Source organism: Flavobacterium sp. RSP49 (genome assembly GCF_003968735.1).
GTDB lineage: Bacteria > Bacteroidota > Bacteroidia > Flavobacteriales > Flavobacteriaceae > Flavobacterium.
In genome coordinates this window covers 93,587-119,239 of sequence record NZ_RYDN01000007.1, presented here as the reverse complement: position 1 = coordinate 119,239, position 25,653 = coordinate 93,587, and the positions used below count along the sequence as shown (strand labels likewise).

The following is a 25,653-nucleotide window of genomic DNA, read 5'->3' as shown; positions in this document are numbered from 1 at the left end:
ACATGACGTCAAAAAAATTATTATTGTTTTAAGCTTCCTCTAAATCTTCTGTAAGTATTTACAATTGTAGTACCTGCTTCATCAATAGAATAGGTTAAATCATCAATTTTAGAAGTAAAGAAGTTATACGAAACGATTGCTAATACTGAAGTAGAAATTCCAGTTGCAGTATTGATAAGTGCTTCAGAAATACCATTTGCAAGAGCCGCTTGATCAGGAGTACCTGCACTAGCTAATGCTCCAAACGCTTTAATCATCCCTGTTACCGTACCTAATAATCCTGCAAGAGTTCCTAAAGAAACCAAAGATGAAATAATAGTCATATTTTTCTCTAACATTGGCATTTCTAATGAAGTAGCCTCTTCGATTTCCTTGTGAATTGTTTCAGCAGCTTCTTCGCTATTGAATCCTTCTTTTTTAACATCTTGGTATTTGATCAAAGCTGATTTTATTGCATTTGCAACAGATCCTTTTTGTTTATCACACAAAGCGATAGCTCCATCAATATTCCCTTCTTTAATATCATCTTGTACTTTTTTCATAAACTGATCTAAGTTTCCTGATCCAGCTGCTTTTGAAATCACAAAATATCTTTCAAAAGAAAAAACAACAGTCATCAACAATAAACCCATCAAAACTGGTACAATTGGACCTCCTTTGTATACCATTGCCAAATAATTACCCGGTATTGGGTGTCCTGTATTTACTCCGCCTTCAAAATTGGCACCATCTCCCATTATAAAATTCCAAATCAACCATCCTACAAATACACATGCCACAATAATGATTCCTGAAATCATTCCTCCTCCGTTTGAACTCTTTTCTTTTTTAACGTTTGCCATTTTTTTTAATTTTAATAGTTTTAAATAATTTATTTTAGTTATAATAAACTTGTAGTGGAGCAAATTTATATTTTTAGTTCAAATAAAAAAACTTTTTTTAATTTTATTGTCATTAATTTTATTTCAAACAAACATTTAGCAATTTACTCATTGCATATATATCAAAATCTACAAAGAAATCATCCGTTTTACAAAAAAAAAAATACATTTTTAAGAAATATTAACACAAATTTTCAATAACCGTTTAAAAGCAGTCAAAAATATATTTTTTTATTATTAAGAGTCAAAAAGCAGGAAAACTGCATTATACCCCATAATTTCCTATTTAAGAACACTAATAGTAGCTTACAAATCCTTTTAATTCAAACTTATCATGACCAGAAAAGAAGATTTTATACAAGACATAACGCGTGGGTACCTTTCAAAAGGAAAGAGTATGACTTTGGAGGAGTACTATTAGGCGGAGAAGCTCTAGCAAATGCACCCATAAAAATTCCCTTAAAAACCTTAAACTGTCATGGGTTAATTGCCGGAGCTACTGGAACGGGGAAAACCAAAACGATCCAAGTTCTTTCACAACAACTATCCTCTTTTGGGATTCCTGTTTTAATGATCGACATAAAAGGCGATTTTAGTGGTATTGCTAAAGAAGGGAAATAAAAACCATTTATAATTGAAGGCGAGATCATGGTTCTTACAGCAGGACAGTCCATAAAAATAGAGAAGAATACCCGCGTGCACTTTTCCGATCTTTTTGATGAAGTCTGCGAATATTTAGCTATTTGCAAACCTGCATTTTCTTTAGAAAAAGTTAATAAAGCAGACTAACCCTTATATAATTTGTATCTTTATATTTTCCATAAAAAAAGTATGAAAATTCAAAAAAAAATTATAATCGTTGGCGCTGGCTTTGCTGGATTGCGTTTGGCTCAAGATTTAGAAAATACAGATTTTGATGTTTTACTGATTGACAAAAACAACTACCATCAATTTCAACCCTTGATGTACCAGGTAGCCACAGCAAGGCTTGAACCTGCCAGTATCTCATTTCCGTTACGAAAAGTATTTCAGCATTCGAAAAATGTCCGCATTCGAATAGCCGATGTACTTCGTATTAATCCGGAGCACAAAATAGTACAAACCTCTATTGCTGATTTTGAGTACGACCATTTGATAATTGCCTTTGGATGCACGACTAATTATTTTGGAAATGCTGAAATAGAAAAATTTGCATTTCCCATGAAATCGGTGCCGGAAGCGATCCAACTCCGCAACCAAATTCTACAAACTTTTGAAGATGCCTTAATTGCTTCACCAGAAGAGCTACAATCGCTAATGAACTTTGTGATTGTTGGCGGAGGCCCTACCGGAGTAGAACTTGCAGGAGCTTTGGCAGAAATGAAAAAAAATATTTTGCCAAAAGATTATCCGGACAAAGATTTTTCGAAACTCACCATTTATATTCTTGAAGGATCTCCGAACGTATTGAACCCAATGAGTGAAGATTCCCAAAAAACGTCTCGTAAATATCTGGAGGAACTAGGTGTCATTGTAAAAACGGATACTATTGTAAGCCATTACAACGGTAAGACCGTAAGCCTGCAAAACGGAGACAAGATTGCATCCAGAAATGTGATCTGGGCAGCAGGAATTACAGGAAACACCCTGGAAGGCATTCCCAAAGAAAGTATTACCAGAGGAAATCGCTATCTTGTTGACCGATTTAATAAAATAGAAAATCTCGAAGACGTGTATGCCCTTGGTGATATTTCATTCATGGCTACTCCTAAATATCCCAATGGTCATCCGCAAGTAGCCAGTGTTGCTATAGAACAAGGAAAAGTATTAGCCACAAACTTCAAACTAAGTCTAAAAAACAAACCTCAAATCGAATACGAGTATCATGATAAGGGTTCTATGGCTACAGTAGGGAAACGAAAAGCGGTGGTCGATTTACCAAAATTTAGTTTCCAAGGAAGATTGGCTTGGTTTACCTGGATGTTTATCCACCTAATGTTGATTTTAAGCGTCAAAAACAAACTCTCTATTTTTGTTAATTGGATGTTCAGCTATTTCAATAATGACAGCACCTTACGAGTCCTACTGAAACCGGCAACAAAAGATAAATAACACCAAAAAGGACTCTATTCAGAGTCCTTTTTTTATTTTAATAATTCTAAAATGGTCTTTTCAACTGCTTCTGAATCCCAGATTTCTTTGATATTTTCCATTTTTAAAATTTCTTCCATAATTGCATTTTGATAATCACCTATAGCCAACGCTTCTGTATAAGGCCGATCACTAAATGTTACACGACTGTATAGCGGAATCCATTTTTCAGGGTGCTTGTCTGAAAATGATTTTTCAATTTTCTTTTGCAAAAGGAAGTTTTCATCTGCAGTCTTAGAGCTCATTTCTAAAAAATTTCGATAGGAAAGCTCTGCAATAGCATCGGCATTTGGTTTACGGGATTTTTGATATTCGGAAAAAATAGATTTCCAATCATCCCCGTACTTTTCAATCATTTCATACAGCACTGAAATATCTTCAAAACCGGCATTCATTCCTTGTCCATAAAAAGGGACAATGGCATGACTCGCATCCCCAATCAAGGCAACCTTATCCTCATAAGTCCACGGAAAACACTTCATGGTTACTAATGTACTGGTTGGGTTCCGGAAAAAATCTTCCGCTAATTTTGGAATAACATCAACCGTATCCGGTAAGTTTTTTTCAAAAAAAGCTTCTACTGACTTCCTGTCCTTTAAGGAATCAAAGGAATTTTCTCCTTCAAAAGGCATAAATAAAGTACAGGTAAAGCTTCCGTCTAAATTGGGCAAGGCAATCAACATATATTCGCCTCGTGGCCAGATATGAAACGAATTTTTATCCAATTTATGTGATCCATCCCCGTTTGCCGGAATATTTAATTCTTTATATCCAATAGGCAGAAATTCTTGCGAATAATCAAACATACTCTGGCGCTGCATGCGGTGACGAATTCTTGAAAAAGCACCATCAGCGCCAAAAACCATATCGTATTTTTTATCTTCCCATGCGCCTCTTTCGGTTTCGCCTATATGAAGTGTTGCATTTTCTAGAGTTACATCCCAAATTTTGTGCTCAAAAAAGAACTCTGCTCCTGCGGCTTCCGCCAAATCGATCATTTTTCGGTTTAAAATTCCTCTCGAAATTGAATCAATGGATTCGCCTTCCTGACCATAATTTTGAAAATTAAGCTTATCCGCTAAATGAATTGCCCGTTTTTTCATGGGGATTGCGATCGCTCGAACAGCATCACCTACTCCAACTCCGTCTAAGGCTTTCCAGCCGCGATTAGACATCGCCAAATTGATAGAACGTCCTGAAAACTGTATCTTCCTGATATCTGGACTTCTATCGTAAATATGAACAGTATGGCCTGCTTTACGAAGGTAAATAGCTAATAAGGATCCGACTAGTCCAGAGCCTACAACTGCTATTTTTCGGGGAGTTTGCATTAATTTTTTATAAAAAGTTAGGCAAAATTACTGATTTAATATTTTAATAACTTTAAAAAACAATCATTTTTTATTGGGAATAAACACCAATTTTGTCGAAGTCCTTATAATCTCCTTTTCGTTCAGTTTCATTCTTCTGAATTTTCCTGAATTATACAATTCCGCCTGATCGTTATAATGTGCACTGAATGGATTTCCGGATTGTCCCGTTGGCAAAATGGCCCAGCTATTTTCAATGTCTGAGAAATCAATAATTCTTCGTGTTGAAGGGCCGCCTTTTACTTGATACTGACCCGTTTCGGTATAATCAAAAAACAAATTATTAATCACTTCCGTTGAACCTGAAACTTCAAATGGACCAACATTAAATATAGTTCTTAAAGCTGCGATTTTACCCAACGGATGCTGATGTTCCAGAGTATGTACTTTGTTCCAGGTCCAAGCTGATACGGAATTGCCCAATTGTTTTTCTAAAGCAGCAATCGATTCCTTGAACGATAGCGACACGATTTCTTGCCTTGTTTCCGAATGGTTTTTTGTATTGATATTATCCCACCACAGTGAGTTTTTGTTTTCAAGTTGTCTGGCGATCATTTGCTTCATGATATGCGTGCCTAAAAACTGCTTGAAATTAGCAGCTCCCAGTTCGTCCTCAAAAGTATTTTTTAAATAATTAAAAATCCATTTATTATAGATTGTGGGTGCTACATCATCCAGATTATTAGAACCTTTCCATTTTTTCAAAACAGCAAAGGCTTCTTTTTCATTATTTGAAAGCGTAGTGTAATCCAGATTCGAAATTAAACGTGCTACAACGTCAGGCGCAACTGGTGATGTATTATCAAAAATCATGCTGCCCACAGTTGCCTTATTCCATTTTGTTTTTTTATTCAATAATTGCGTGATTCGTTTGGCTCTGTCTTCAGGAAGGTAATAGCCCGGATACAAAAATCCGTCTATTGCTTCTGGTTGATTATTGGCTGAATACACGTAATTCCATTTTGGATTCACCGCTGAAGGATTTTTGGAGAAATCCAAATATTCCTTGATATCGTCCTTCCCGCTCGCCCCATCCAAAATAAAATTCGGATTCACGCCTTCATTATGCTTGTATAATTTTCCTGTTGCCCACCATGCAATATTTCCTTTGGAGTCACCATACATAACATTCAGTCCCGGTGCGGCTATCAGAGCCACTCCTTTTAGAAAATCTTCCTCGCTTTCAGCGTGCGAAAGCCTATACACTGCGTCCAGAATTCGTATGGGTTGTTGGGTATAAATCCAAGACATTGCCACTGGTTTGTCCTTATCCAGCCCAACAATTAAATCATTCATGATAGGCCCATGACGACTCACTTTTACATTCAAAACCACATCAGTAGAATCTTTTATTTTTATAATTTTTTGGCGAATTTCATAATTCCTATACCCCGTTGGCGTTTTGTAAACGGTCGTATTTCCAGGACTATTTTCTTCTTGGTACAAATCAATATCATCATTTTCAAACATGGTTAATCCGTACGCATAGTTACGGTTATGTCCCAATAATGGGAATGGAGTACCTGCTAAATAGCAACCGTACAATTCAAAATCCGGAGTTACTAAGTGCGCTTCATACCAAGTTCCGGGTTGCGAAAACCCAATATGTGGATCATTGGCAAAAATCACTTTTCCTTTTTTAGTTTTCTTCGGAGAAAGAACCCAGCTGTTGCTTCCTATAAAGGGTGGGATAGGGGATTGGTCTAAAAGTGAGGCTACTGATTTTGAAATAGCAGCATATTCCTGTGGCTTATGTTTTGCATTTTTTATTTTTGTGGTATTAAATGAACCGTCAATGCCAAAATCCTTGAGATAGTCCATTCCGTACTTGTTCCGAATATCCGTCAACAAAGGATCTGACTTATGGGCCATAGCAAAACTAAAAGACATGTATCCAAAAATATTGTAGACGTCTTTTATGGTAAACTTTTCTTTTTTGACACCAACTAAACTGAATTCTATTGGCGTAGTTCCCTCTGCCATATATTGGTTTATCCCGTCTAAATAGTCCATTGTCAATAGATAACTGGAACTTTTCTTATCTAAAGTTGCGATTGCTTTTCCGGAAGCTTCTTCGATTCCTAATCCGGCAAAAAACAGATCACTTTTCAATGCAACTGGTCCAAAAATTTCTGACAATCGTCCCGGAGCAATACGCCGCATCAATTCCATTTGCCACAATCGTTCTTGCGCATGTACGTAACCCAACACAACCATAGCGTCCCTTGAACTTGCGGCATAAATATGAGGCACTCCAAATTCATCAAAATAAACTGTGGTTTCCTTTCCAATATTTTTAAGTTTTAGTTCCCCTTCATAGGTTGGCTTTAAATAAAACCCATAAATCAGCACAACTATTGCTGAAAGAAACAATAAAGAGAGTAAAACCAGAAGGACTTTTTTAAGTGTTTGCATCTTTACATAAATTGGCAACAAATATATAAGATTTATAAGTCAATTATAACAATTTACTTATAATGTGTCTATTCAAAATTAATTCAAAATGAATAATTGAGCCTTATTTATTATTTTGTTTGATTTATTTCCATTTTAATTAAACAAAAAGTATATTTGTTCAAAAGTAAAAAGATGAAACATATTTCTCAAGAAGCTATTTCCAAAATGGAAAAAATTGAAAGACTGAATTTAATCAATTCGTGCACGGGTTATAAATCAGCGAATCTTCTTGCTACAAAATCATTGGACGGAAACACTAATGTAGCAATTTTTAGCAGTATCACACATTTAGGCAGTAATCCTGCCATAATTGGATTCATTATGCGACCCACAACCGTTCCCAGAGACACCTACAAAAATATAAAAGAGACTGGTTATTTTACGGTAAATCACATCACTGCTGACATGATTGCCGATGCGCATCATACCTCCGCAAATTATGATTTAGGCGTTTCTGAATTTGATAAAACAAGCCTGGAAGAAGAATACAAGACCAACATTGAAACTCCTTTTGTAAAAGGAAGCCCTGTGCAGTTGCATTGCAAATATCTAAATGAATATTACATCCAGGAAAACAATACAATTCATGTAATTGCAGCTATCGAAAATTTATTTTTTGAGGAGAAATTAATACATAAAGATGGGTGGTTACAAATTGATAAAGGCAATGTTGTGGCGCTAAACGGCCTTGATGGCTATTGTTTACCCAAACTTATCGACCGTTTTGAATATGCCCGAAAAGAAGTTTCTACTGTTTCCTTTTACAAAAAATAAAAATGAAAAAACTACGATTAATCCTTGGAGATCAACTCAATTTAAAACACTCCTGGTTGCAGGAGAAAGATCATAACACTATTTATGTACTGGCCGAAATGCGTCAGGAATCAGCGTATGTAAAACATCACATCCAAAAAGTGGTGGCCTTTTTTATGGCGATGAGAAATTTTTACACAGCCCTACAATCACGAGGACATCAAGCCTTATATTTTCAAATTACTGATGGCGATAATCCTCAGGATCTAGAAAAAATTATTGCTTTCTGTATCGAAAAATATAAAATCGAAAAATTTGAATATCAATTCCCTGATGAATACCGATTGGACCAACAACTAAAAACAATTTGTTCCAATCTAAAAATAGAATCAGAAGCTTTTGACTCCGAGCATTTTTACACTACGCGTCATGAACTTTCCGATTTTTTTGAGGGTAAAAAGCTGTTGCTAATGGAAAATTTTTATCGCAGCATGCGTAAAAAACATCATTTGTTAATGAATGGGTCAACTCCTGTGGGAAATCAATGGAATTTTGATGCCGATAATCGCAAAAAATACAAAGGAGAAGTTCCTGTGCCTTCTGAAAAGAATTTTCACACCAATGTTTCTAAAGTTGTTGCCCAAATTAAAGAAGCTGGGATCATCACTTTTGGAAACATCGATTTAGATAATTTCAGTTGGCCTACTTCGCGCGAGCAATCGTTCGAGGTTTTAGATTATTTCTGTAAAAATCTGTTGAAACATTTCGGTGATTACGAAGATGCAATGCATACCGATGAAAAATTCCTTTTCCATTCTCGTTTGTCTTTTGCCATGAATAGCAAAATGCTTTCTCCAAAGGAAGTCCTCGAGACCGTGATTGCTTTTTATCATGACAATGAAATAGAAATAACTATCTCACAAGTAGAAGGTTTTGTGCGTCAAATTTTAGGCTGGCGCGAATATATAAGAGGAATATACTGGAAAGAAATGCCTGATTATGCTAAAATGAATGTCTTGCAAAACAAAAACAAGCTTCCTGATTTTTTCTGGACAGGTAAAACCAAAATGAATTGCATGAGTCACGCGATTAATCAAAGTTTAGATGAAGCCTACGCGCACCACATCCAGAGACTTATGATTATTGGGAATTTTACACTACTGACACAAATTCATCCTGACGAAGTAGACGCTTGGTATCTGGGCGTGTATATTGATGCGATTGAATGGGTTGAAATGCCCAACACACGCGGGATGTCACAATATGCCGATGGAGGAATAATTGCCACAAAACCCTATGTTTCCTCTGGAAGTTACATCAACAAAATGAGTAATAATTGCTCTAAATGCCACTACAATGTCAAAGAGAAATTTGGCGACAAAGCCTGTCCCTTCAATACGCTGTATTGGAATTTCCTAGATGAGAAAAAAGAGTATTTCAAAGGGAACCAGCGCATGGCAATGATGATGAATTTATTGAACAAAATGAATCCGGAAGAAATGTATAAAATCAAAGTTAAGGCGCACGAAATTATCACTAATATGGATTCCTATTAAACTAGATAGCGCTAAATAAAAAGGGGTGTTTAAATTCTTTTTGAACTTAAACACTCCAAGCTATATTGAAAAATCTATTTACTGTTTTTTACTATCTAAAATAGCGCCTGTACCTGCCCCTACTCCCGCACCGGCTAAACCACCTATTATAGCACCTTGTCCTTTTTTCTTACTGATGATTGCCCCTGTGGCGGCACCAACGCCGGCACCAATTACGGCTCCTTTTGCAGCACCACTCCAACCTTTATTTTTTGTAGTAGTCCCCGCTGTTTGTTGATCCACAACAACTACTTCTTTTTGAGTTTCTACTTTAGCTTCCTGGATTTTAACCATTTCTACCTGCATTGAGTCGATCACTCTTTGTTTTTCGATTTCAACTTTCATGGAGTCTACAGTAGCCTGTTTGGCTTTTTGAATGTCCATTTTTCCTTGATTTTGACAAGAAACAATACTTGCAGCTATTAGTATAAAATATAATGCTTTCATAATTTTAATTTTCATAATTAGTACGAATACAAAGAAAGGCTTAACCCTGTTAATTACGTTTATAAAATTAAAACTATTTTTTGTGTTATTTAATGCCAGTTTTAAGACTGAATTCCTGCTTTCAAAATTTGCCCAAATTGATATATATCCTCAAAAGAAGTATACAGAGGCACTGGCGCTAAGCGGATAACATTAGGTTCACGCCAATCCGTGATTACTCCATTTTGCATTAAATAATCAAACAAACTGCGGCCTTCCCCATGAAGCAATACGGACAATTGTGATGCTCTTTCTGTGGGATTTGACGGTGTTATAATTTCGAAACTACTATCCACTTCTTTGTCTATTTCATGCAGAATGAATTCTAAATAAGAAGTGATCGCATTTCTTTTTTGGATCAAAGCATCCATCCCAATTTCATCAAACATGTCTACAGATGCTAAATAAGGCGCCAGAGAAAGTATTGGAAGATTACTAATTTGCCAGCCATCAGCGCCTTGAATAGGATCAAAGGTTTGTTCCATCTTGAAACGACGTTCTTTATTATGTCCCCACCATCCGGCAAATCTGGGTAACGCTGCATTGTTGTGGTGCTTTTTATGAATAAAACATCCAGAAGCATTTCCTGGCCCTGAATTCATGTATTTATAACTGCACCAAGCGGCAAAATCCGCATTCCAATCGTGCAATTCCAGCTTAATATTTCCTGCGGCGTGCGCTAAATCCCAGCCTACGTAGGCTCCCACTTTATGACCTGCAGCGGTAATAGTTTTCATATCAAATACCTGTCCTGTGTAATAATTGACCCCCCCAATTAAGACCAGAGCCAACTCATCACCTACTTCCCCAATTTTTGCCAACACATCTTCTAAGCGAATGTTGTGTTCGCCATCGCGACGCTTAATCTCAACAATTGCATCCTCGAGTTGTATCCCCAGGTTTTGGGAGTGAAAATCGACCTGACTTTGAAACATATATTGATCCGAAGGAAATGCTTTTTCTTCGCAAATAATTTTATATCTGGTTTGTGTAGGTTGGTAAAAGGAAACCATCAGTAAATGAAGATTTACCGTTAATGTATTCATCACGGTAACTTCGCTTGGTAAAGCACCAACAATTTTACTCAACGGATCTGCGAATCGTTCGTGGTAATCCCACCATGGTTTTTCACTGTAAAAATGTCCTTCAACAGCTAGATTTGCCCAATCATTCATGACTTCATCTACATACGCTTTGGTGCGTTTCGGCTGCAATCCTAAAGAATTTCCAGTAAAATAAATTACTTTTTTTCCTTGTACCTTCGGAAAAATAAATTCGTCTTGGTATTTGTGTAAAGGATCTTGTAAATCGAGGTGTTTTGCAAATTCAAGGGTGTTTTCGAAAATCATGATTTGTATTTTGTTTTGTAAAAGTAGTGAAAAAGTACCACTTTGAAAAAGGCCAACGTCGCATTGGATGAGGACAGAGAGAAAAGAAAAAAAGTATTTATCCAGCAAAAGAGTTATTGCCTATGAAATGATGTTCTCTGCGGGAAATTTCAATAAAGATTTTGGAACTACTTATAACAAAAACGGAACTACGAGACAGCAAATTCTTACTGGATTCACGTTAACTCAAAGTGTGAGTATCCAATCTAAGGAAGTAAACAAAATTGAAAAATTATCGTGACAATCCCGTGAATTGATTAATTCTGGCGTGGAATATTAGTACATCAAACTGGCCGAACTAAAAATAAAATGATTGCTCAGGCAACTAAAGATGCAAGTATACAAGCCACGAGTGTTGCTGAGAATGCCGACTCTGACTTACGAAATCTAAAAAAAGCAGGTATCGGTGTTTTCAAATTACAATTTAAGGCTTCAGAATATATATTAAGTCGAGCGCAGTCAAAACTCAACGCGGTATCTCGACTGCGCTCGACTTGACAAAAAAATAGCTGTAACAAATTTATTCAGACACAAAATTGAGATACCGTTTTAAATTTCTTTTTACACAAAAAGTCCTCACATATTCCAAACGTTTTGTGTGAGGGATGGAAGCGGCATCCTTTATTTTCTCTCTTTAAGAAAATAAAGATACAGCGTACAGCGCGACCCTTGGGGCACACCCTTATAAAACTGCGCTCGGAAGAAACCAAAAGATCTCGCCATTGCTGACGAGATCTTGTTATTTAGACTGAAATGAATTCAGATTAGATGATCATCATTGCATCACCGTAAGAATAGAATTTGTATTCTTTTTCGATTGCTTCTGCGTATGCTTTTTTCATTAAATCGTGGCCACAAAAAGCGGAAACCATCATTAATAAAGTTGATTTTGGCGTGTGAAAATTAGTAATCATACAGGTGGGAATCGTAAATTCATGAGGTGGAAACACAAATTTATTTGTCCATCCGTCAAAAGGATTCAGTGTATTATGTGACGAAACTGAACTTTCTACGGCACGCATAGATGTTGTTCCTACGGTACAGATTCTTTTTTTATGAACTTTTGCGTTATTTACAATATCACATGCTTCTTGAGTGATTTTTAATTCCTCGGAATCCATTTTGTGTTTTGATAAATCCTCAACCTCAACCGGATTAAAAGTTCCCAAACCTACGTGAAGGGTTACTTCGGCAAATTTGATTCCTTTGATTTCCAGTTTTTTCATTAAATGTTTAGAGAAATGCAATCCTGCAGTTGGCGCTGCAACAGATCCTTCTTCTTTGGCATAAATAGTTTGGTAACGTTCCGCATCTTCCGGAGTTACGTCTCTAGAAATGTATTTTGGGATTGGAGTTTCTCCAAGTTCCGTTAATTTATTTCTGAATTCTTCATAAGAACCGTCGTAAAGAAAACGCAATGTTCTTCCACGAGACGTAGTATTATCTATCACCTCAGCGACTAATGAATCATCATCTCCAAAATACAATTTGTTACCAATTCTGATTTTTCGGGCCGGATCTACTAAAACGTCCCAAAGTCTTTGCTCTGCATTTAATTCTCTAAGTAAAAAAACTTCGATTCTTGCGCCTGTTTTTTCCTTGTTACCATACAAACGTGCCGGAAAAACTTTAGTATTATTGAGAATTAAAACATCGCCTTCGTCAAAATAATCAATAACATCTTTGAACATTTTATGCTCTATAGTCCCTTTCTTACGATCTATAACCATTAGACGTGCTTCGTCTCTGTTTTCAGCTGGATATTCAGCAAGAAGTTCTTTTGGCAAATCGAATTGAAAATGTGATAGTTTCATCTTAAAAAGTTATAAGTTATGAATTATGAGTTATGTCCTTCGTCTGCGCTCAGGATGACAATCTTAATTCGAGTGTGCAAATATACGATTGTGAGATAGGCGTTGTCAAGTGTTTTGCAATTTATTTTTCCTCACACCAGCCCTCTCCAAAGGAGAGGGAAAAGGGAAACATCTTTTCGCCCAATGAATTGAGGGTTTTTTACGAAATTTCGAAACCTAAACTTTTTAAATCTTCCCAAAAATCCGGATATGATTTTGAAACGACTTCGGCATTTTCGATGATTATGGGTACTTTCAACGCTAATGGTGCAAATGCCATTGCCATTCTGTGGTCGTTGTAGGTTGCAATTTTAATGTTGTGATTGATTTCACTTGAAGTCAAAAGCGTCAAGCTATCATTGGTAACGGATATGCTCGCTCCGAGTTTTGTTAGCTCAATTCGTAGTGCTTCCAGTCGGTCTGTTTCTTTAATTTTCAAGGTATGTAAGCCTGTTAGATGGCAACCAATTCCTAATCCAAGGCAGGTAACAACAATGGTTTGGGCAATATCCGGCGTATTATTTAGTTCAAGATTTAGAGTTTGAGGAATAAAATTCCCTTGTTTGGTAAGCGTCATTTTATTTCCTTCAAAATGCGTTTCAACTCCCATTAGCTTATAGATTTCTACCAAAGCCGAATCGCCTTGTAAACTGGTTTCTGTATAACTGGTCAATGAAACAGTAGCATTTTCAGCCAAAGCAACCAAACTAAAAAAGTAAGAAGCCGAACTCCAATCGGATTCAACAGTCATTACTTTTGATGCTACTGCTTGTTTTGGATAAATAGTAATTACATTCCCTTCAAAACTGGTTTTAATGTCCAAATCATTCAACAAAGCCAGGGTCATTTTGATATAAGGAACTGAAGTGATTTCACCAACCAAAGTGATTTCAATACCGTTTTCCAGTTTTGGCGCCACTAATAATAAGGCCGATATGTATTGACTGCTCACATTGGCAGGAATGTTCACTTTAGAAGCTGTTATTTTTTGTCCTTTGATACGAATGGGCGGATATCCTGGTTCTTTCTCGTACGTTATTTTCGCACCTAATTGTTCCAAGGCTTCCACCAAAACTTTTATCGGGCGCTCCGTCATTCTTTGAGAACCAGTCAAAACTACTTCGCGGCTTTCGTTCACAGCAAAATAAGCGGTCAGGAAACGCATGGCTGTTCCTGCATGATGAATATCAACTATTTCCTCGTTTCCTAGCAATGCTTTTTGCATGACTTCACTATCATCAGAGTTCGAAGTATTTGCCAAAGTAATGTTTGGGAATAAGGCCTGTAACAATAACAAGCGGTTTGTTTCGCTTTTTGAGCCAGTAACTGCAATTTGAGCTTGTAAATTGGATTGGGAAGTTTGTAACAGTAAATTCATTTTTGTAATTATGGGTTGTGAGTTATGAGATATGAATTATACTTTCATTTTTAACTCAAATAATTTTTGAGTCGCAATTTACCACTCCGCATTTATAATTCATAATTTATACTTCACAAATTATTTGAGTTTTTCATTGTTTTTGTGACGGTCTTTGTCTCGAATGGATTTTAGATCCATTTTTTTATCAAAAGCGGCTTGTAAATCAATTCCGGTTTGGTTGGCTAAACACAATACCACAAAAACTACATCGGCTAATTCCTCGCCAAGGTCTTTGTCTTTATCGCTTTCTTTTTCGGATTGTTCGCCGTAACGACGGGCAATGATTCGGGCCACTTCCCCTACTTCTTCGGTAAGCTGCGCCATATTGGTCAATTCGTTAAAGTAACGAACGCCGTGTTCTTTAATCCAAGTATCTACGTCGAGTTGGGAATTTTTTAGGTTCATTTTTTTAGTTTTTTTATTTCTTTATCAAAATCAGAAATTATTTTCTGTGTTTTATTAAAGGCTTCATAGGCAGCGATTGCTTTTTTATCAGCTTGTATTTTAGAAATTTTCCCTTTACCATCCAAAACCTTATAATCATTAAAGTTTAGAAATTTATTCACACTTGTTGCCAATTGACTCATCGTAAAAGTATTCTCCCGCTCTATCAATCCTTCTATGTAATCAAAGTAACCCGTTACGGTGCGCTCCAATTGTTTAATTTCTTTTTCTTGTAAATAATTTTTGGCAACTACCACATCCGATTTCAAAACCCTTCCACTTGGACTATTTTTCCAAGTCGTTAATCCCATATTTTCCTTTTTGGAGTCGGCAGTTTTCGCTATTATTTCGGCAGCAGTATTACCGGTTATAGCAAAATGAAATTTATTTTGAACTGTGGCATAGAAATTTTTTGTGATATCGGCATTGCTGTCATAGTCAATACTGCACTCAGCAAAAACATCCGTTACTTGCTGGTAAATTCTTCTTTCATTTGCGCGAATCGAACGAACTCTTTGCAGTAATTCTTTAAAATAATCTTTTCCAAAAATTGCTTGACCCTGTTTTAAACGATTGTCGTCAAGCACAAACCCTTTTATAATATATTCTTTTAAAGTCTGGGTTGCCCAAATCCTGAATTGTGTAGCTTTGGTAGAGTTTACTCTATAACCAACAGAAATTATTGCGTCAAGACTGTAATGTTTTACTTTGTAGGTTTTGCCATCTGATGCAGTTGCCGAGAAAACCTCGGTAACTGCATTTTCTTCTAATTCCTTACTTTCAAAAATATTTTTTAAGTGTAATGAAACATTGTCTGCACTGCAGTCAAACAATAACGCCATTGCTTTTTGCGAAAGCCATACCGATTCGTTTTGCAGTAAAACATCAACACGTATTTCTCCGCTTGGTGCGGTGTATAAAATAAATTTTTTTACGTTTTCTTCCATAACTATTCTATTGCTATTGTATCAATTACTTTCATTAATCTATCCGTTTCACTTAGTGCTACAATGATTTTTTGATAATGTGCAATATCGTCAAATTCCAGTTTGCGTTCCTTACGGTCTTTGAGCCATTTTTGAGCGGGTTGATAACCACCAATGTAGAAATTCCAAGCTATTTCAGGAACGTTGTCGAAATATTGGGTTTCGTTGATATATACTCTTCCGCATGAACCCGTTTTTAAATTCCCCTCCACTGGAGGGGTGCCCGAAGGGTGGGGTGGTTCTTCTTTTTTATGCAATGACGACTCTGATGGTTTTCCATATTCCTTGATTATAAAAAGCTCTAAGTTTTTCATTACGACTTTCATATTCTGTAGTACTTCAACAACGGGAATATGATATACTTTTAATCCTAATGAAATCAAATAGGCTTCTCTAACAGCATCATATTTTTCTTTGCTATCGTGACTTGCTCCATCGATTTCGATTACTAAACCAAATTTTTTGACGTAAAAATCAACTATATAATTTCCTATAATGCGTTGTCTGTCAAAATCTATTTTATGAAATCCTCCTTTGGTTACTTGCATCCAAAAAAGTACTTCGGATAGATTTTCGGCTTGGCGAAGTTCTCTGGCTCTTTCTTTTAATTTGGGATTATAAGGGAGTTCTAAAATGGGGTTTTGTTGAATAGGGGTTTTATTAATGAAGTGTATTTGTTGGGTAAGATTATTTACCACCCCGTCCTGCGGACACCCCTCCGGAGGAGGGGAATTTTCGAATCGTGGTTTGTTTACCACACAATCGCCATCAATATTAAATTCTGTAATAAATTCTTCTACTGTTGCGCTTTCCAGCAAATGAATTTCTCGTATTTGTGACCCTAATTCGACCAATTCCCAGAAGGTTTTGGTGTCTTTTGGATATGGAATTTTAGGAAAATCAATTTTCAGGAATTCTTTGTATTTCTCTCGGTAGGTTGGCGAATGCAAAACGGCATAGATGTAATCGAGAATATCGATCGGAGCAAATGTTTCTCTGTACTCGGGACGAACTTCGGGATTATTTGCCATACAAACATTGCCTTCTGGTTCTTTTTCAGCAACAAAAGTCAATCCTAATTGTTTGGCGATTTGATTGATGATTTCTACGTTTAGATTGGGGATTCTTTTTAAAATCTCGGTAGGTTCGTTCAACCCTGTCAGGGTTTCGAACCCTGACAGGGATTGTTGTTGTCCGTTCGTTTCTGGATAAAGGTAGAGTGGAAATGCGTATGTAGTTTCTTTTGTTTGTAAAGAAACTGTACACATATCTATTAAATTTTTCGAAACTAATATGTGTTGAAAGTCATAAGTAGATAATTGCCTACAAGTCATAATAGCAATATTCTCTTGCAGCATATGTCTCATTACAGAATATCTATGACGCTGGACTTTTTTAAGATCATATTCAATATTCCTTGTGTCAAAAGGACGATAATCATATAAATGATTAGATGAATCAAATTTATTGAAATTCACTAAAGTACTATCACTATGAGTTTTGACACCACTAGTAGAAACTTTAAATAAGATATTAATATCAAATCCTTTGTCATAATTTTTTTGCTCTTCAAAATTCTTACTGACAAAAAAATAATTTGGTGAAACATTAGGTAGTTCTATGTAAGAAATTGTTTTTAAAGAATTTTGTTCTAAAAAATCATATTTAAAGTCACGTTTTCCAAACAAATCATAATGAAAAACTTGTCCCAATTCGTTGGCTTTTTTCTTCCCTGTTTTTACAAAAATATTTATAGAAACGCCTTGCTCAATATCAAAAACATTAACATCGGCAGAACCATCAGGCGATTTTTCTTTTTTCTTGTTGTTTCCGTGTAAATCAATGGTATAAATTTTGTCGTAGGTTTTCAATAAATTCCAACGCATTCCTCTGTAAGTGACATTATCCAAAAATCCATGTGGATTGATAAACGCCAAAACACCGGTGCCATTTTTCTCAATATAATGTTGTCCATAACGTAAAAACTTTACGTAATCGTCATTTATTGCTTTTGGATTTCGTTCTTTCAGTTTTTCTTTTCCGCCCGGTTCTTTTTTGTAATCTTCCATCAATTTCATAATCCATTCACCTTTGTTGTTGCTTTCGCCACTATACGGTGGATTCCCAATAATGCACATTACGGGAGTGTTACGTTTGATGAAATTGGCTTCATTGGCTTCGGAACTCAACCAATTGGCAAATAATGTTCCCGTGTCAGGATGACTTTCTTCAAGAGAGTTGGTTAAGTAAATCTTTAAACGCTGAGAAGAACCACCCCGCCCGTTGGGCACCCCTCCAGTTGGAGGGGAATATCCAGTTTCAGTCAGCAGTAAATCCATTTGCAAATGCGCCATGGCGTAACTCGCCATCAATAACTCAAATCCGTTCAGTCGAGGCAATAAATGCGTTTCTACATAATTGCTCCAAACGCCTTGCTGTCCTTTGAATTTTTTGTGAACGTGCTTGACTACTTCCGCCAGAAAAGTTCCGGTTCCCGTTGCCGGATCCAGAATTTGAACGCGATGCACTTCTTGATCTACTTTTTTACCTTGAAGGTCAATTTTTATCTTTGTTTTGCTCGTGTCTGCCAAACCTTGCGGCAAATCGAATTCCGTTTTCAAGATATCATCAACGGCACGAACGATAAAATTGACTACAGGTTTTGGTGTGTACCAAACGCCACGTGCTTTTCGTAATTTCGGATCGTATTCACTTAGGAACGTTTCATAAAAATGAATGATGGGATCTTCCATTTTGGTGCTTTTGCCGTAATTTTTCAAGATTTGTTCCACATTACATGCCAAGAAAATATCTATTAAAGAATCTACAATCCATTTGATACGGTCGTCAAGATCCGGTCCTGCAATGTAGCCAAAGAGTTTTCGCAAAAACGGATTGGATTTTGGGATTAGTTCGGCGGCTTCTTGTCTGGAAAAAGTAGGTAACGTTGGGTCGTGCAATCTCGCGGCAAACATACCGTATGCGATGGTTTGTGCATAGACATCGGCAAAACCTTTGGGTGTAATATCGTGAATCAGGATTTCTTTGAAAGCGTTCATTTGGTCTTTCAATGTACTGTCTTCACTATTATTTTCGTCAGAAGTCAAAGCTTGTTCGATAACATCTGATAACAATCGGGCTTTTCCCGCCATCATTTCTGCCAGTTTCTTGGAACTTTTTATAGATTGACTACTGTGAATACAAAAATCTTTAATAAGGTTGGTGAAAGCTGCGAAGTTTTCCGGTAAAGGAATGATTTCCATTTTATTGTCATCCTGAGCTTGTCGAAGGACGGCAATGGCGATCTTTGTTATAAAAACACCATCGATATAAAGATGAAAATCTAAGTAATCGGTAAAAATTAAATTGTTGAGCGAATTTTTATAGCGGTCAAATTGTTCTTTGTTTGCCGTTTTCTTTGCTCCCGATAAATCTTTGTCGCCAATATCTTTAGCCTCAATAAACCCAATTGGAATATCTTTTTTGGTGATAATATAATCTGGAGCTCCGCATTGTTGTCGTTTGGGTTCATTGGTTGCGGCAACATCCGGAACAATACTTTCGATAAGTTGCTTCAAATCGCCACGATAGGTGTGTTCTGTTGCATTACCTCTTTTGTAGGCGGAATTTATATTTTGAATGTATTGTTCTAAAGTCATCTCAGTAGTATTTGAACAAATGTAAAGAATTGGAACCTAAAAAAACACCTTCAGTGAGGTGTTTCTTATAACAATTTCCGGTATTTACTTTTTATGTTTGTAGAACTCTACGGAAACCTACTCTCTATTTTTACTGTCAATTACTATCGTTACAGGACCATCATTCAGCAAAAGTACTTTCATATCTGCACCAAAAACGCCAGTTTGTACTTTTTTACCCAATTCTTTCTCCAGCTGAAGCACAAAATTCTCGTATAATGGAATAGCTATTTCTGGTTTTGAAGCTTTGATATAGGAAGGACGATTGCCTTTTTTAGTAGCGGCGTGCAAAGTAAATTGACTTACCACAATAACATCGCCATCTGTATCTTTGACCGATAAGTTCATAACATCATTTTCATCACCAAAAATACGGATATTGACTGTTTTTGAAGCTAACCAATTGATATCTTCTTGATTGTCTAAATCTTCAATCCCAACCAAAACCAACAATCCTTTCTGGATATCGGCTACGACTTTAGTATCGATGGTTACGGAGGCTTGGGAAACTCTTTGGAGGACGATTTTCATTATTTATGATAAAAATTCAATTCTTTAAGTTTTATTATCAAGGAATTTTTAAATTTCAAATAAGATGGTAATTTTTCTAATTCTGACAGTTCAACTTTTTGGCCCATAATTTGGTATAAATCAGAAATATTTAAACCATTATTTCTTCTCCTCTTAGTTAAATCTTCTTTGGACAAACGGATTATTTCTTCAATTATATTTTTAGGATTTTTTAATCTTTCAGGGTTTAAATGAATTCCTAATTCTGCATCGGTTTTATCAATACCTATTTCACTTTTCAAGAGCTCTCTGTCTGCAATCATCCAAGCTTCTGTCATGTGAATTGGTACAATAGCAATCATTTCTTTACAATAAGAACTGCCATCTTGATCTGAAAGTCTTTTTTGGGCAGGAACAATTTTTGATGCAAAAATTAATTCATCATTTGTATCGTCTGAATCTGTGTGAACAAATAATAATAAGATGCTAAATTTTTCAAAAGCAGACTTTGAAGCTTCTAATACTTGATCACTAAAACTCAAATCTTTTTTATCAATCTTAATTATTTCTAGTTCTACATCTATATCTCCTTTGCAATCGAAAGCAACTTCTTCTAAAGTTCTTTTCACAACACTTTCCAAAAATCTATTATCTGTAGTTCCTTCGGTAAACAAACCAGTTAAAATAAAATTACTCATAAATATTAAATAATGTTATCTTCAAATTCAGCAGTTTGCAAATAATCATTTACAATTGCTAAGGTTAATTTTCTGTCTTGTTCAGAAAAAACCAAATGAAGTTGTTGCAAACTATTATCTTTTATCACTCTATTTATTTTGGTTGTACTAATTTTTAATCTCGTCTTGTTTATTTCCGTAATTGTATTTCTCATTTGAGCATACCAAATACTTACATTCGTGTCGTTTTGCCAATTCATCATATTACCAACCAAAACAGGCGAATGTGTGTTTACAATCACTTGACGTAAAGGAGTTTCTTCTTGATTAAAATCGACACTCAAATCTTTTAACAATTCAGTCATTGCTTTAATTCTAAATGGATGAATACCATTTTCTGGTTCTTCGAAACAAAGCAAACCCGTATGTTTATAATCAAATTCTAAAATGCACAATGCCAAAATCCTTAAAGTTCCTTCAGATAAAACTCTTGATGAAAATTCTTTTTTCTCAACATCTTTTAATTTTATTAAAAATTGTTTATTTTCTTTATCATCTATTACATCAACCTCAATAAAGTTCGGCAAAAATTTATTAAGTTTTCTTGAAATTTCTTTTAAAGCATATTTGTCTTCTTGCTTAATACGATACAAAGCAGCAGCTAAATTTTTTCCGCTTGTAGATATATTATCTTCTCCATTATTTTTACTAGTTGCTTGACGCAAATCTTCAGGATTTAATTGCAAAAATTTCCAGCTTTTCATTTCTTCTTTTGCGGCTAAAACGTGTGGAAAATCAACTGTATCAAAACTACTTAAAACTGTTCTTGTTGCATTACTTAAAGGAAATCTTCTTTTATTACCAGTCGTTCCGTCTTGTGAAACTAAAACGGTAGGTAAATTATTTTCAGTTCCGGTTTGAATATATGGAATCCCCCTTTTTCCTGTAACTACTTTAGGTCTCCAAAACGCTAATGTCTTTTTTGATATTAAATTAATCCATTTGTCTTCCTGATGATTTAATTTAATTAAATTTTCTTTTGAAACTAATAAATCTTCTATTCCTGATGAATTTGTTATTCTCTTAATTGACAATTCATACCTTAATCGAGTATATTTTAATTTACCCTCATTACCCCAAGCATCTTTTATATTTTTGTTTACTAACATTTCTACAACAAATTCTATTTCTGAAGCAAATTTGTCATCTCCGTATTGTGTAAATAATTCAATAAACTCGCCTCTTTGCTCATTAAAAGCTCTTTTAAGATTATCAGATTCAGCAAGTCTAGACAATAAAGTTAGTGCATCAAATAAATTACTTTTTCCAGAAGCATTTGCACCAGCAATTACTGTAAATGGTGTAAATTCCATTTCAAAATTATAGAAAGATTTAAATCCATTTATTTTAAGATAGGTAATCATATTGTGAAATTATTTATTCAAAAATAGTACAATTAATTTGTAATTAGTTGTTTAACGCTCCCTTATTTATTCCCTAGTTTTGTCACTGATTATTCGATCCTCGTTATGAATATCAGTACGGTAATTTTCATCGTCTCCTTCCAGAATTTTAAGGTAACTTCTATAACGGGACCAAGCGATTTCATCTTTTTCTAAAGCCCCTTTAATAGCGCAATGCGGCTCATCTTTATGCAAGCAATTATTGAATTTACATTGCTCTTTCAACTTAAAAAATTCAGGAAAATAACCACTGATTTCTGCTGTATCCATGTCTACGATTCCAAAACCTTTGATCCCGGGCGTATCGATGATTCTGGCATCAAAAGACAAATCATACATTTCGGCAAAAGTCGTCGTGTGTTGCCCTTGCTTGCTTGCTTCAGAAATTGTCTTTGTTTTCAGATGTAAAGAAGGCTCCATAGCATTGACCAATGTCGATTTCCCAACTCCGGAATGTCCAGAGAACATGCTCACTTTCCCAATCATCATTTCTTTCAATTCCTCTATTCCTTTCATTTCAGTCGAAGAAACGCGCAAACATTTATATCCAATTTCCTGATACACATGCTGCATGTACAATTGTTCATCCAGCGTGGCATCGTCTAGCGTATCTATTTTATTAAAAACCAGTATAGTTTCAATTCCATACGCTTCGGCAGTAACCAGAAAACGGTCAATAAAGTTAAAAGTCGTTGGCGGATTATTGATGGTTACCAGCAAGAAAACCCTGTCAATATTAGACGCAATAATATGCATCTGATGGGATAAATTCACTGATTTCCGAACGATATAATTCTTTCTGTCATGAATGTTATGAATGGTTCCCGTAACAGTATCGGATGATTCTTCTAGTTCATAATCCACAATATCACCTACAGCAATAGGATTGGTGCTTTTGATTCCTTTAATTCGGAATTTCCCTTTCATACGGCATTCAATAAAATCCCCTTGTTCGGATTTTACGGTGTACCAACTTCCTGTAGATTTGTAAACTAGTCCTGTCATAAAGGATTATTTGATTGAAGATTAACTATTTTAGATTTCTGATTTAAAATCTAAGACTTTGCAAAGATAATTCTTTGTTTTAGGTTTAAAGTTTAAAAGTTTAAAGTTTTTCACTTTGAGCAACTTTACATACAATTAAAAATAGAAAATCCCCACAACTTTTGACAAAAGCTGCAGGGATTTATATTTAAAAAATACGGACTAGGCGTTTAGTACTTTTTCTTGGTGACCAATACTTTCCTGGTGAATCGCTTTGAACATTTTTAGAGTGGCATTCGTAATTACACTATCTATTCGTAAGCAATTTTTCTTATTTTCCCATTTCCAGCAATATATACATTCCCATTATTATCTATTGCAACACCAAAAGGTCTATCAAATGTCGCAGTAGCAAGTAATCCATCAAGACTACCTGCTATTCCTGTACCAGCAAACGTAGTTACAACTCCAGCAGGAGTTATTTTACGAATTTTATTAGAATGAACATCCGCAACATATAGATTTCCTGAAGCATCAATTGTAAGGCCACTAGGAAGACCAAAACCTGCATTACTACCAGTACCATCAACACCGTATATGCCGCCTCCGGCTAAAGTAGTCACTACCCTTGTAGGGCTAATTTTACGGATTTTATGACTACCCCATTCTGATACATATAGATTCCCTGAGGTATCTATAGTAATAGAACTAGGATGATGTAAACTAGCTAAAACACCTATGCCATCTACGCTACCTTCGGCTCCACTACCGGCAAAAGTACTTACCGTACCTGATGGATTAATTTTGCGAATCTTATTATTTGAAATATCAGCTACATATAGATTTCCTGAAGCATCTACAGCAACATCAGTAGGGGCAAGAAAACTTGCTTGACTTCTATCTCCATCAACACTACCGCCAACTCCTGTTCCTGCTACAGTAGTTACCACACCCGTTGGAGAAATTTTGCGAATCTTATTATTACCTGTATCAGCTATATATAGATTACCAGAAGCATCAATTGTGAGCCCTGAAGGTCCTGCAAAACTTGCTTCTATACCTATAGCATCAATGCTTCCAGGAATGATATTACCTGCAAAAGTAGTTACTACTCCTGCAGGACTAATTTTCCGAATCTTGCTAGCACCTACTTCTACCACATACAAATTACCTCCTGCGTCTGCCACAAGATCTTCTGGTCTCCAAAAAGTAGCTTGAGTTCCTACTCCATCTTCACTAGCGTTAGGTAAACCAGATCCTGCGAAAGTAGTCACCATATCATAACTCTTGTTAGAAGGTGGAGTTACATCCTCATTAGAATTACATGAGATAAAGAGAAACCCTAAAAAAATCATATTTAATACTGCAAACGATAATTTTCTCATAAGTTTTAATTATTAAGACTACGCAATACTACAAAAAACCTACAAATATTTGTAGGTTTTTAATAAAAATTTATTTCCTTGTATTATTAAGCATTCAACACTTTTTCTTGGTGACCAATACTTTCTTGGTGAATCGCTTTGAACATTTTTAGTACAAACTCTTCTGTCAACCCTTTCTTCTCGCCTTCCAAAATCATTTTTCCTAAAATTTCGTTCCAACGATTGTTTTGCAATACAGCAACGTTAGCGTCTTTTTTCACTTGACCAATTTCGTCAGCCACTTTCATCCGTTTGCCTAACAATTCCAATAAATTCGAATCCAGAACATCAATATTCGCTCTCAATTTTGTCATTTTATTAGCAAACTCGTCCGTATCACCACTTACTTTTCTCACTTTCAAATCTTTGAAAATCTGTTTCAAAGCATCTGGTGTCACTTGTTGCGCTGCATCACTCCATGCATTATCCGGATCAGTATGCGTCTCGATAATCATACCGTCGTAATTCAGATCTAATGCTTCTTGAGTCACTTCAAGAATCATCTCACGGTTTCCTGTAATATGGGAGGGATCAATGATCAAAGGCAAATCAGGGAATTTATTTTGCAATTCAATAGCTATCTGCCATTCAGGAATGTTTCTGTATTTCGTTTTTTCATACGTAGAAAAACCTCTGTGAATAACGCCTAAATTCTTAATTCCTGCCGCATGCAAACGTTCCACACCACCCAGCCACAAAGCCATATCTGGATTTACCGGATTCTTGACCAATACAATTTTATCGGTTCCTTTTAATGTATCAGCAATTTCTTGCACCGCAAACGGATTTGCAGTTGTACGGGCTCCAACCCATAATACATCAATATCATGCTCTAAAGCCAATTTACAATGCGCTGCAGTCGCTACTTCGGTTCCCATAAGCAAGCCGGTTTCTGCCTTTGCTTTTTGCAGCCATTTAAGCCCTATTGCTCCTACTCCTTCAAATCCTCCCGGACGCGTTCTTGGTTTCCAAATTCCTGCTCTAAAAACACTTACGTCAGAGTCTTTCAATTCATGTGCAATTTTCAATACTTGATCTTCTGTTTCAGCACTACAAGGTCCTGCGATTACAAATGGATGAGTCAAATTGAATTCATTCAACCAATTTCTCATTTCTTTCTTGTTTTCCATCTTT

Annotated in this window: 20 protein-coding genes and 2 pseudogenes; 6 read left to right on the top strand and 16 right to left on the bottom strand. The window is 35.8% G+C overall.

Annotation, left to right across the window (positions count from 1 at the left end):
* Positions 1 to 20 precede the first annotated feature (20 nt).
* The gene (locus EKM02_RS06005) at positions 21 to 842 is read right to left on the bottom strand and encodes a MotA/TolQ/ExbB proton channel family protein (protein WP_126453117.1); all 822 of its coding nucleotides are present in this window, start codon (positions 840 to 842) and stop codon (positions 21 to 23) included.
* 373 nt (positions 843 to 1,215) lie between these two features.
* Between EKM02_RS06005 and EKM02_RS14875 the strand changes: the two are divergent.
* From EKM02_RS14875 to EKM02_RS05995, 3 genes and pseudogenes are all read left to right on the top strand, one after another.
* Positions 1,216 to 1,499: pseudogene (locus tag EKM02_RS14875) on the top strand (helicase HerA-like domain-containing protein); the annotation flags it as partial.
* A gap of 3 nt (positions 1,500 to 1,502) precedes the next feature.
* A pseudogene (locus EKM02_RS15265) lies at positions 1,503 to 1,670 on the top strand (cupin); the annotation flags it as partial.
* A 42-nt stretch (positions 1,671 to 1,712) separates the two neighbouring features.
* Positions 1,713 to 2,972 (top strand): NAD(P)/FAD-dependent oxidoreductase, encoded by a 1,260-nt coding sequence (locus EKM02_RS05995; protein ID WP_126453114.1) that lies wholly within the window; start codon positions 1,713 to 1,715, stop codon positions 2,970 to 2,972.
* Between the two features lie 32 nt (positions 2,973 to 3,004).
* Here the strand turns inward: EKM02_RS05995 and EKM02_RS05990 are convergent, their stop codons facing one another.
* Positions 3,005 to 4,342, bottom strand: coding sequence for an FAD-dependent oxidoreductase (locus EKM02_RS05990; protein WP_126453111.1), 1,338 nt, complete (start codon positions 4,340 to 4,342; stop codon positions 3,005 to 3,007).
* Positions 4,343 to 4,405: 63 nt separating this feature from the next.
* Positions 4,406 to 6,796, bottom strand: coding sequence for a penicillin acylase family protein (locus EKM02_RS05985; protein ID WP_126453108.1), 2,391 nt, complete (start codon positions 6,794 to 6,796; stop codon positions 4,406 to 4,408).
* Positions 6,797 to 6,970: 174 nt separating this feature from the next.
* Between EKM02_RS05985 and EKM02_RS05980 the strand changes: the two genes are divergently transcribed.
* Positions 6,971 to 7,612 (top strand): flavin reductase family protein, encoded by a 642-nt coding sequence (locus tag EKM02_RS05980; RefSeq protein WP_126453105.1) that lies wholly within the window; start codon positions 6,971 to 6,973, stop codon positions 7,610 to 7,612.
* Between the two features lie 2 nt (positions 7,613 to 7,614).
* Positions 7,615 to 9,147 (top strand): cryptochrome/photolyase family protein, encoded by a 1,533-nt coding sequence (locus EKM02_RS05975; RefSeq protein ID WP_126453103.1) that lies wholly within the window; start codon positions 7,615 to 7,617, stop codon positions 9,145 to 9,147.
* 78 nt (positions 9,148 to 9,225) lie between these two features.
* Here EKM02_RS05975 and EKM02_RS05970 read toward each other — a convergent pair whose 3' ends face one another.
* Both EKM02_RS05970 and kynU read right to left on the bottom strand, forming a co-directional pair.
* A complete protein-coding gene (locus EKM02_RS05970; RefSeq protein WP_126453100.1) occupies positions 9,226 to 9,633 on the bottom strand; it encodes a glycine zipper family protein in 408 nt (135 codons plus the stop codon).
* A gap of 101 nt (positions 9,634 to 9,734) precedes the next feature.
* Positions 9,735 to 11,021: a kynureninase gene (gene kynU, locus EKM02_RS05965; RefSeq protein ID WP_126453097.1), complete on the bottom strand. Its 1,287-nt coding sequence runs from the start codon at positions 11,019 to 11,021 to the stop codon at positions 9,735 to 9,737.
* Between the two features lie 67 nt (positions 11,022 to 11,088).
* Between kynU and EKM02_RS05960 the strand changes: the two genes are divergently transcribed.
* Positions 11,089 to 11,301 carry a hypothetical protein gene (locus EKM02_RS05960; RefSeq protein ID WP_126453094.1) on the top strand — a complete coding sequence of 71 codons (213 nt, stop codon included), beginning with the start codon at positions 11,089 to 11,091 and terminating at the stop codon, positions 11,299 to 11,301.
* 523 nt (positions 11,302 to 11,824) lie between these two features.
* On the opposite strand, the gene queA is transcribed toward EKM02_RS05960, so the two are convergent.
* The 11 genes from queA to EKM02_RS05900 form a co-directional block, all read right to left on the bottom strand.
* Positions 11,825 to 12,874 carry a tRNA preQ1(34) S-adenosylmethionine ribosyltransferase-isomerase QueA gene (queA, locus tag EKM02_RS05955; protein WP_126453091.1) on the bottom strand — a complete coding sequence of 350 codons (1,050 nt, stop codon included), beginning with the start codon at positions 12,872 to 12,874 and terminating at the stop codon, positions 11,825 to 11,827.
* Positions 12,875 to 13,073: 199 nt separating this feature from the next.
* Complete coding sequence (gene aroA / locus EKM02_RS05950) at positions 13,074 to 14,291, bottom strand: 3-phosphoshikimate 1-carboxyvinyltransferase (RefSeq protein ID WP_126453088.1); 1,218 nt, start codon at positions 14,289 to 14,291, stop codon at positions 13,074 to 13,076.
* Between the two features lie 120 nt (positions 14,292 to 14,411).
* Entirely contained in the window at positions 14,412 to 14,738 is a 327-nt protein-coding gene (locus EKM02_RS05945) for a nucleotide pyrophosphohydrolase (RefSeq protein ID WP_126453086.1), read from the bottom strand.
* The gene (locus EKM02_RS05940; RefSeq protein WP_126453083.1) at positions 14,735 to 15,724 is read right to left on the bottom strand and encodes a virulence RhuM family protein; all 990 of its coding nucleotides are present in this window, start codon (positions 15,722 to 15,724) and stop codon (positions 14,735 to 14,737) included. The genes EKM02_RS05945 and EKM02_RS05940 overlap by 4 nt, the downstream gene beginning before the upstream one ends.
* Positions 15,725 to 15,726: 2 nt before the next feature.
* Positions 15,727 to 19,422 carry a type ISP restriction/modification enzyme gene (locus EKM02_RS05930; protein ID WP_158614725.1) on the bottom strand — a complete coding sequence of 1,232 codons (3,696 nt, stop codon included), beginning with the start codon at positions 19,420 to 19,422 and terminating at the stop codon, positions 15,727 to 15,729.
* Between the two features lie 117 nt (positions 19,423 to 19,539).
* The gene (gene dtd, locus EKM02_RS05925) at positions 19,540 to 19,992 is read right to left on the bottom strand and encodes a D-aminoacyl-tRNA deacylase (protein WP_126453080.1); all 453 of its coding nucleotides are present in this window, start codon (positions 19,990 to 19,992) and stop codon (positions 19,540 to 19,542) included.
* Complete coding sequence (locus EKM02_RS05920) at positions 19,992 to 20,669, bottom strand: DUF4276 family protein (protein WP_126453077.1); 678 nt, start codon at positions 20,667 to 20,669, stop codon at positions 19,992 to 19,994. Before EKM02_RS05920 ends, dtd begins: the two co-directional genes overlap by 1 nt.
* A gap of 5 nt (positions 20,670 to 20,674) precedes the next feature.
* Positions 20,675 to 22,072, bottom strand: coding sequence for an AAA family ATPase (locus EKM02_RS05915; protein ID WP_126453074.1), 1,398 nt, complete (start codon positions 22,070 to 22,072; stop codon positions 20,675 to 20,677).
* Positions 22,073 to 22,138: 66 nt separating this feature from the next.
* Positions 22,139 to 23,116 carry a ribosome small subunit-dependent GTPase A gene (rsgA, locus tag EKM02_RS05910; RefSeq protein ID WP_126453071.1) on the bottom strand — a complete coding sequence of 326 codons (978 nt, stop codon included), beginning with the start codon at positions 23,114 to 23,116 and terminating at the stop codon, positions 22,139 to 22,141.
* Positions 23,117 to 23,406: 290 nt separating this feature from the next.
* Positions 23,407 to 24,480, bottom strand: coding sequence for an NHL repeat-containing protein (locus tag EKM02_RS05905; RefSeq protein ID WP_126453069.1), 1,074 nt, complete (start codon positions 24,478 to 24,480; stop codon positions 23,407 to 23,409).
* An 86-nt stretch (positions 24,481 to 24,566) separates the two neighbouring features.
* On the bottom strand, positions 24,567 to 25,649 hold the full coding sequence (locus tag EKM02_RS05900; RefSeq protein WP_126453066.1) for a bifunctional 3-deoxy-7-phosphoheptulonate synthase/chorismate mutase type II: 1,083 nt from the start codon (positions 25,647 to 25,649) through the stop codon (positions 24,567 to 24,569).
* Between the last annotated feature and the right edge of the window lie 4 nt (positions 25,650 to 25,653).

What these genes read in the sequence shown, in the direction of transcription:
- EKM02_RS05900 (WP_126453066.1), bottom strand. Translation starts at nt 25,649, where the DNA reads ATGGAAAACAAGAAAGAAATGAGAAATTGGTTGAATGAATTCAATTTG.
- EKM02_RS05985 (WP_126453108.1), bottom strand. Translation starts at nt 6,796, where the DNA reads ATGCAAACACTTAAAAAAGTCCTTCTGGTTTTACTCTCTTTATTGTTT.
- kynU (WP_126453097.1), bottom strand. Translation starts at nt 11,021, where the DNA reads ATGATTTTCGAAAACACCCTTGAATTTGCAAAACACCTCGATTTACAA.
- EKM02_RS05930 (WP_158614725.1), bottom strand. Translation starts at nt 19,422, where the DNA reads ATGACTTTAGAACAATACATTCAAAATATAAATTCCGCCTACAAAAGA.
- EKM02_RS05920 (WP_126453077.1), bottom strand. Translation starts at nt 20,669, where the DNA reads ATGAGTAATTTTATTTTAACTGGTTTGTTTACCGAAGGAACTACAGAT.
- EKM02_RS05975 (WP_126453103.1), top strand. Translation starts at nt 7,615, where the DNA reads ATGAAAAAACTACGATTAATCCTTGGAGATCAACTCAATTTAAAACAC.
- EKM02_RS05945 (WP_126453086.1), bottom strand. Translation starts at nt 14,738, where the DNA reads ATGAACCTAAAAAATTCCCAACTCGACGTAGATACTTGGATTAAAGAA.
- EKM02_RS05970 (WP_126453100.1), bottom strand. Translation starts at nt 9,633, where the DNA reads ATGAAAGCATTATATTTTATACTAATAGCTGCAAGTATTGTTTCTTGT.
- EKM02_RS05940 (WP_126453083.1), bottom strand. Translation starts at nt 15,724, where the DNA reads ATGGAAGAAAACGTAAAAAAATTTATTTTATACACCGCACCAAGCGGA.
- rsgA (WP_126453071.1), bottom strand. Translation starts at nt 23,116, where the DNA reads ATGACAGGACTAGTTTACAAATCTACAGGAAGTTGGTACACCGTAAAA.
- EKM02_RS05990 (WP_126453111.1), bottom strand. Translation starts at nt 4,342, where the DNA reads ATGCAAACTCCCCGAAAAATAGCAGTTGTAGGCTCTGGACTAGTCGGA.
- EKM02_RS05960 (WP_126453094.1), top strand. Translation starts at nt 11,089, where the DNA reads ATGAGGACAGAGAGAAAAGAAAAAAAGTATTTATCCAGCAAAAGAGTT.
- EKM02_RS05980 (WP_126453105.1), top strand. Translation starts at nt 6,971, where the DNA reads ATGAAACATATTTCTCAAGAAGCTATTTCCAAAATGGAAAAAATTGAA.
- dtd (WP_126453080.1), bottom strand. Translation starts at nt 19,992, where the DNA reads ATGAAAATCGTCCTCCAAAGAGTTTCCCAAGCCTCCGTAACCATCGAT.
- aroA (WP_126453088.1), bottom strand. Translation starts at nt 14,291, where the DNA reads ATGAATTTACTGTTACAAACTTCCCAATCCAATTTACAAGCTCAAATT.
- EKM02_RS05995 (WP_126453114.1), top strand. Translation starts at nt 1,713, where the DNA reads ATGAAAATTCAAAAAAAAATTATAATCGTTGGCGCTGGCTTTGCTGGA.
- queA (WP_126453091.1), bottom strand. Translation starts at nt 12,874, where the DNA reads ATGAAACTATCACATTTTCAATTCGATTTGCCAAAAGAACTTCTTGCT.
- EKM02_RS05915 (WP_126453074.1), bottom strand. Translation starts at nt 22,072, where the DNA reads ATGATTACCTATCTTAAAATAAATGGATTTAAATCTTTCTATAATTTT.
- EKM02_RS05905 (WP_126453069.1), bottom strand. Translation starts at nt 24,480, where the DNA reads ATGAGAAAATTATCGTTTGCAGTATTAAATATGATTTTTTTAGGGTTT.
- EKM02_RS06005 (WP_126453117.1), bottom strand. Translation starts at nt 842, where the DNA reads ATGGCAAACGTTAAAAAAGAAAAGAGTTCAAACGGAGGAGGAATGATT.